The organism is Neisseria sp. P0024.S006, assembly GCF_051956595.1.
In the GTDB taxonomy this organism is placed as follows: domain Bacteria; phylum Pseudomonadota; class Gammaproteobacteria; order Burkholderiales; family Neisseriaceae; genus Neisseria.
Genome location: NZ_JBQCXH010000009.1, coordinates 1 through 6,227, shown reverse-complemented (window position 1 = coordinate 6,227; position 6,227 = coordinate 1). Strand labels below are relative to the sequence as shown.

1 protein-coding gene, 2 tRNA genes and 3 rRNA genes are annotated in these 6,227 nt (G+C 50.5%); all 6 read left to right on the top strand.

Features of this window, described 5'->3' with window-relative positions; genetic code table 11:
- Positions 1–265 precede the first annotated feature (265 nt).
- The 6 genes from ACTHUF_RS10965 to ACTHUF_RS10940 all read left to right on the top strand — a co-directional run bounded on the left by ACTHUF_RS10965 (position 266) and on the right by ACTHUF_RS10940 (position 6,127).
- Positions 266–1,806: ribosomal RNA gene (locus tag ACTHUF_RS10965) — 16S ribosomal RNA — on the top strand.
- A 105-nt stretch (positions 1,807–1,911) separates the two neighbouring features.
- A tRNA-Ile gene (locus ACTHUF_RS10960) sits at positions 1,912–1,988 on the top strand.
- A 5-nt stretch (positions 1,989–1,993) separates the two neighbouring features.
- Positions 1,994–2,069 (top strand) — tRNA-Ala (locus ACTHUF_RS10955).
- A gap of 347 nt (positions 2,070–2,416) precedes the next feature.
- A 23S ribosomal RNA gene (locus ACTHUF_RS10950) occupies positions 2,417–5,305 on the top strand.
- 96 nt (positions 5,306–5,401) lie between these two features.
- Positions 5,402–5,515 (top strand): 5S ribosomal RNA (gene rrf, locus ACTHUF_RS10945).
- The 16S, 23S and 5S rRNA genes sit together here with 2 tRNA genes alongside, the layout of an rRNA operon.
- A 324-nt stretch (positions 5,516–5,839) precedes the next feature.
- Positions 5,840–6,127 (top strand): ComEA family DNA-binding protein, encoded by a 288-nt coding sequence (locus ACTHUF_RS10940; protein ID WP_049323884.1) that lies wholly within the window; start codon positions 5,840–5,842, stop codon positions 6,125–6,127.
- The last annotated feature ends 100 nt before the right edge of the window (positions 6,128–6,227 follow it).

Sequence of the window (6,227 nt, the reverse complement as noted above, 5' to 3'; positions counted from 1 at the left end):
TGGGAGGCGTATAGTTCGGTTCTTCGCTGCTGACGCGGTGAAGAAAACGAAGCAGACAGTATAACACAGTTGGTTGAAATTTTCGATAATTTTAGTTGACTTTTAAAAATTGTACTGTATAATTCGATTCGCTCTTTAAAAAACAGATTACCGATAAGTGTGAGTGCATTAGGCCTCACACTGTTTGAAAGACAGACAAGATGATGTTTTAGACATTGTCCTGTCGGTTTCTTTGAAGCAGACCAGAAGTTATAAGTTAGAGATTGAACATAAGAGTTTGATCCTGGCTCAGATTGAACGCTGGCGGCATGCTTTACACATGCAAGTCGGACGGCAGCACAGAGAAGCTTGCTTCTTGGGTGGCGAGTGGCGAACGGGTGAGTAACATATCGGAACGTACCGAGTAATGGGGGATAACTAATCGAAAGATTAGCTAATACCGCATATTCTCTGAGGAGGAAAGCAGGGGACCTTCGGGCCTTGCGTTATTCGAGCGGCCGATATCTGATTAGCTAGTTGGTGGGGTAAAGGCCTACCAAGGCGACGATCAGTAGCGGGTCTGAGAGGATGATCCGCCACACTGGGACTGAGACACGGCCCAGACTCCTACGGGAGGCAGCAGTGGGGAATTTTGGACAATGGGCGCAAGCCTGATCCAGCCATGCCGCGTGTCTGAAGAAGGCCTTCGGGTTGTAAAGGACTTTTGTCAGGGAAGAAAAGGCTGTCGCTAATACCGACAGTTGATGACGGTACCTGAAGAATAAGCACCGGCTAACTACGTGCCAGCAGCCGCGGTAATACGTAGGGTGCAAGCGTTAATCGGAATTACTGGGCGTAAAGCGAGCGCAGACGGTTACTTAAGCAGGATGTGAAATCCCCGGGCTCAACCTGGGAACTGCGTTCTGAACTGGGTGACTAGAGTGTGTCAGAGGGAGGTAGAATTCCACGTGTAGCAGTGAAATGCGTAGAGATGTGGAGGAATACCGATGGCGAAGGCAGCCTCCTGGGATAACACTGACGTTCATGCTCGAAAGCGTGGGTAGCAAACAGGATTAGATACCCTGGTAGTCCACGCCCTAAACGATGTCAATTAGCTGTTGGGCAACTTGATTGCTTAGTAGCGTAGCTAACGCGTGAAATTGACCGCCTGGGGAGTACGGTCGCAAGATTAAAACTCAAAGGAATTGACGGGGACCCGCACAAGCGGTGGATGATGTGGATTAATTCGATGCAACGCGAAGAACCTTACCTGGTCTTGACATGTACGGAATCCTCCAGAGACGGAGGAGTGCCTTCGGGAGCCGTAACACAGGTGCTGCATGGCTGTCGTCAGCTCGTGTCGTGAGATGTTGGGTTAAGTCCCGCAACGAGCGCAACCCTTGTCATTAGTTGCCATCATTAAGTTGGGCACTCTAATGAGACTGCCGGTGACAAGCCGGAGGAAGGTGGGGATGACGTCAAGTCCTCATGGCCCTTATGACCAGGGCTTCACACGTCATACAATGGTCGGTACAGAGGGTAGCCAAGCCGCGAGGCGGAGCCAATCTCACAAAACCGATCGTAGTCCGGATTGCACTCTGCAACTCGAGTGCATGAAGTCGGAATCGCTAGTAATCGCAGGTCAGCATACTGCGGTGAATACGTTCCCGGGTCTTGTACACACCGCCCGTCACACCATGGGAGTGGGGGATACCAGAAGTAGGTAGGGTAACCGCAAGGAGCCCGCTTACCACGGTATGCTTCATGACTGGGGTGAAGTCGTAACAAGGTAGCCGTAGGGGAACCTGCGGCTGGATCACCTCCTTTCTAGAGAAAGAAGAGGTCTGATGCATTCACACTTATCGGTAAACTGTAAAAGATGCGGAAGAGAAAAGCTTGAGTGAAGACAAGATTCGCTTAAGAAGAGAATCCGGGTTTGTAGCTCAGCTGGTTAGAGCACACGCTTGATAAGCGTGGGGTCGGAGGTTCAAGTCCTCCCAGACCCACCAAGAACGGGGGCATAGCTCAGTTGGTAGAGCACCTGCTTTGCAAGCAGGGGGTCATCGGTTCGATCCCGTTTGCCTCCACCAAGCACTTTACAAATCAAAGGAAGCCTGCTATACTTAGCAGCTTATTTTGATTTGCGAAGTGAAATATCGACGCATCGATCTTTAACAAATTGGAAAGCCGAAATCAACAAACAAAGACAATGCGTTTGTTTTGATTTTTTATTCTTTGCAAAGGATAAAGAATCTCTCGCAAGAGAAAAGAAAACAAACACAGTATTTGGGTGATGATTGTATCGACTTAATCCTGAAACACAAAAGGCAGGATTAAGACACAACAAGCAGTAAGCTTTATCAAAGTAGGAATTTCAAGTTTGCTTCCCTAGTCAACGGGTAGGCAAACGAAGTCAAAGAGGTTCTTGAAATGATAGAGTCAAGTGAATAAGTGCATCAGGTGGATGCCTTGGCGATGATAGGCGACGAAGGACGTGTAAGCCTGCGAAAAGCGCGGGGGAGCTGGCAATAAAGCTATGATCCCGCGGTGTCCGAATGGGGAAACCCACCTCTTAGGAGGTATCCTTATCTGAATACATAGGATAAGCGAAGCGAACCCGGAGAACTGAACCATCTAAGTACCCGGAGGAAAAGAAATCAACCGAGATTCCGCAAGTAGTGGCGAGCGAACGCGGAGGAGCCTGTACGTGATAACTGTCGAGATAGAAGAACAAGCTGGGAAGCTTGACCATAGTGGGTGATAGTCCCGTATTCGAAATCTCAACAGTGGTACTAAGCGTACGAAAAGTAGGGCGGGACACGTGAAATCCTGTCTGAATATGGGGGGACCATCCTCCAAGGCTAAATACTCATCATCGACCGATAGTGAACCAGTACCGTGAGGGAAAGGCGAAAAGAACCCCGGGAGGGGAGTGAAATAGAACCTGAAACCTGATGCATACAAACAGTGGGAGCACCCTTGTGGTGTGACTGCGTACCTTTTGTATAATGGGTCAACGACTTACATTCAGTAGCGAGCTTAACCGAATAGGGGAGGCGTAGGGAAACCGAGTCTTAATAGGGCGAACAGTTGCTGGGTGTAGACCCGAAACCGAGTGATCTATCCATGGCCAGGTTGAAGGTGCCGTAACAGGTACTGGAGGACCGAACCCACGCATGTTGCAAAATGCGGGGATGAGCTGTGGATAGGGGTGAAAGGCTAAACAAACTCGGAGATAGCTGGTTCTCCCCGAAAACTATTTAGGTAGTGCCTCGAGCAAGACACTGATGGGGGTAAAGCACTGTTATGGCTAGGGGGTTATTGCAACTTACCAACCCATGGCAAACTAAGAATACCATCAAGTGGTTCCTCGGGAGACAGACAGCGGGTGCTAACGTCCGTTGTCAAGAGGGAAACAACCCAGACCGCCAGCTAAGGTCCCAAATGATAGATTAAGTGGTAAACGAAGTGGGAAGGCCTAGACAGCCAGGATGTTGGCTTAGAAGCAGCCATCATTTAAAGAAAGCGTAATAGCTCACTGGTCGAGTCGTCCTGCGCGGAAGATGTAACGGGGCTCAAATCTATAACCGAAGCTGCGGATGCCAGTTTACTGGCATGGTAGGGGAGCGTTCTGTAGGCCGATGAAGGTGCATTGTAAAGTGTGCTGGAGGTATCAGAAGTGCGAATGTTGACATGAGTAGCGATAAAGCGGGTGAAAAGCCCGCTCGCCGAAAGCCCAAGGTTTCCTACGCAACGTTCATCGGCGTAGGGTGAGTCGGCCCCTAAGGCGAGGCAGAAATGCGTAGTCGATGGGAAACAGGTTAATATTCCTGTACTTGATTCAAATGCGATGTGGGGACGGAGAAGGTTAGGTTAGCAAGCTGTTGGAATAGCTTGTTTAAGCCGGTAGGTGGAAGACTTAGGCAAATCCGGGTCTTCTTAACACCGAGAAGTGATGACGAGTGTCTACGGACATGAAGTAACCGATACCACGCTTCCAGGAAAAGCCACTAAGCTTCAGTTTGAATCAAACCGTACCGCAAACCGACACAGGTGGGCAGGATGAGAATTCTAAGGCGCTTGAGAGAACTCGGGAGAAGGAACTCGGCAAATTGATACCGTAACTTCGGGAGAAGGTATGCCCTCTAAGGTTAAGGACTTGCTCCGTAAGCCCTGGAGGGTCGCAGAGAATAGGTGGCTGCGACTGTTTATTAAAAACACAGCACTCTGCTAACACGAAAGTGGACGTATAGGGTGTGACGCCTGCCCGGTGCTGGAAGGTTAATTGAAGATGTGCAAGCATCGGATCGAAGCCCCAGTAAACGGCGGCCGTAACTATAACGGTCCTAAGGTAGCGAAATTCCTTGTCGGGTAAGTTCCGACCCGCACGAATGGCGTAACGATGGCCACACTGTCTCCTCCCGAGACTCAGCGAAGTTGAAGTGGTTGTGAAGATGCAATCTACCCGCTGCTAGACGGAAAGACCCCGTGAACCTTTACTGTAGCTTTGCATTGGACTTTGAAGGCACTTGTGTAGGATAGGTGGGAGGCTTTGAAGCAGAGACGCCAGTCTCTGTGGAGCCGTCCTTGAAATACCACCCTGGTGTCTTTGAGGTTCTAACCCAGACCCGTAATCCGGGTCGGGGACCGTGCATGGTAGGCAGTTTGACTGGGGCGGTCTCCTCCCAAAGAGTAACGGAGGAGTTCGAAGGTTACCTAGGTCCGGTCGGAAATCGGACTGATAGTGCAATGGCAAAAGGTAGCTTAACTGCGAGACCGACAAGTCGAGCAGGTGCGAAAGCAGGACATAGTGATCCGGTGGTTCTGTATGGAAGGGCCATCGCTCAACGGATAAAAGGTACTCCGGGGATAACAGGCTGATTCCGCCCAAGAGTTCATATCGACGGCGGAGTTTGGCACCTCGATGTCGGCTCATCACATCCTGGGGCTGTAGTCGGTCCCAAGGGTATGGCTGTTCGCCATTTAAAGTGGTACGTGAGCTGGGTTTAAAACGTCGTGAGACAGTTTGGTCCCTATCTGCAGTGGGCGTTGGAAGTTTGACGGGGGCTGCTCCTAGTACGAGAGGACCGGAGTGGACGAACCTCTGGTGTACCGGTTGTAACGCCAGTTGCATAGCCGGGTAGCTAAGTTCGGAAGAGATAAGCGCTGAAAGCATCTAAGCGCGAAACTCGCCTGAAGATGAGACTTCCCTTGTGGTTTAACCACACTAAAGAGTCGTTCGAGACCAGGACGTTGATAGGTGGGGTGTGGAAGCGCGGTAACGCGTGAAGCTAACCCATACTAATTGCTCGTGAGGCTTGACTCTATCATTTGAAGAACTTCAAATAATAAAAGCTTACTGACTGATTCAGTCATCACCATTTATACCGATTAAGGCTTTACCGATTTGTAACAGTTTAAGTTTGGCGGCCATAGCGAGTTGGTCCCACGCCTTCCCATCCCGAACAGGACCGTGAAACGACTCAGCGCCGATGATAGTGTGGTTCTTCCATGTGAAAGTAGGTCACCGCCAAACACCCATTCCGAAGCCCCCGACTGATGTCGGGGGCTTTTTACATGCCTGTCGGTTCTGTCGGCTTGGCGGCAGAATTGGGGTAACGGGTGTTGGGGTCAAACATTGGAATATTTACCCTGTTGTTATTCTTGCACAAAAGTACCAAAAGTTACGGTTAACCGTTTGGAATGTTTGAAATCGAACGGTATTTGCGTTAATATGTCGTATGCATTTATATGGAATAGGGCCGTGTTCTACTGTCGTATGGCAGTGTCGGCGGGGTGGGGAAAACCGTCCTGCAGACGGCCCGGTTGATTCAATCTGACACGTTATAGGAAAACCCTGATGAAGAAATTTTTATTTGGTGTAGTTGCCGCCGTTTGTACGGCGTTCTCTTTGGCTGCCGTGAACGTCAATACGGCCTCTTCTGCGGAACTGGAGGCATTGCCGGGTATCGGCCCGGCTAAGGCGAAGGCGATTGTGGAATACCGTCAGAAGAACGGTGCGTTCAAATCGGTGGAGGAGCTGAAAAACGTGAAGGGCATCGGTGATGCGGTGCTGAACAAGTTGAAGGCGGAGGCGACGGTTTCTTCTGCCGCGCCTAAGGCCGCCCAACCTGCCGTGAAAAAATAAGCCTGACTCTGCCTGTATGCCGCCCTGCGGCCGAACCGTTTGCCGGTTGGGCCCGGGGCGGCTTTGTTTGGGGGCGGGAATAAAGCTTGAACCAGTGGGG

Coding starts and splice junctions, on each gene's coding strand:
- ACTHUF_RS10940 (WP_049323884.1), top strand. CDS start 5,840: ATGAAGAAATTTTTATTTGGTGTAGTTGCCGCCGTTTGTACGGCGTTC.